The following is a 622-nucleotide window of genomic DNA, read 5'->3' as shown; positions in this document are numbered from 1 at the left end:
ATTTGCGCCTCTCCGTAACTTTTCGCAGCTTATCACGTCCTTCTTCGCCTCCGAGAGCCTAGGCATCCCCCATGCGCCCTTTCTTACTTTCTTGCGGCTTCTCTTCAGTTATGAAGAGCTGTCGTTTTGGGTTGATATGGTTTGCTTCGTGCTCTTGTTCTCTTTTTTTCCAACATGTCAAGGATCTTCTGTGGAGAATAACGGATTCGAACCGTTGACCCCCTGCTTGCAAAGCAGGTGCTCTAGCCAGCTGAGCTAATCCCCCCGCTACCACTTTACTCTCTTCTTTCTGTTCAGCTTCCTTTTCGGTTGCTTTCGCTTGAGAGTCGGTGTAGTCCCAGGCAGATTTGAACTGCCGACCTCTACATTATCAGTGTAGCGCTCTAACCAACTGAGCTATAGGACTGTCTCAAATCGTGCCCTGGCGGGTGTCTCTGTTTCCTTTTTATATATGAATGAAAAGAAGCAGTGCGTTCAAGAGTCGAGAACTTTTGTTCTTGTCTCTTCGACCTCTTTGGTGTCTCTTCTCCAGAAAGGAGGTGTTCCAGCCGCACCTTCCGGTACGGCTACCTTGTTACGACTTAGCCCCAGTTACCGGTATTACCTTCGTACGCTCCTTGCG

General features: G+C 49.0%; 2 tRNA genes and 2 rRNA genes. All 4 read right to left on the bottom strand.

The features are described 5' to 3' along the window. Positions 1–93 (bottom strand): 23S ribosomal RNA (locus B5F38_RS14205); the annotation flags it as partial. 98 nt (positions 94–191) lie between these two features. Continuing rightward, positions 192–265 (bottom strand) — tRNA-Ala (locus B5F38_RS14200). 67 nt (positions 266–332) lie between these two features. After that, positions 333–406, bottom strand: a tRNA-Ile gene (locus tag B5F38_RS14195). A 126-nt stretch (positions 407–532) separates the two neighbouring features. After that, positions 533–622: ribosomal RNA gene (locus B5F38_RS14190) — 16S ribosomal RNA — on the bottom strand; the annotation flags it as partial.

The organism is Barnesiella sp. An22, from assembly GCF_002159975.1.
In the GTDB taxonomy this organism is placed as follows: domain Bacteria; phylum Bacteroidota; class Bacteroidia; order Bacteroidales; family Barnesiellaceae; genus Barnesiella; species Barnesiella merdigallinarum.
The sequence above is the reverse complement of the archived record's forward strand: the minus strand, read 5'-3'. Positions and strand labels throughout refer to the sequence as shown.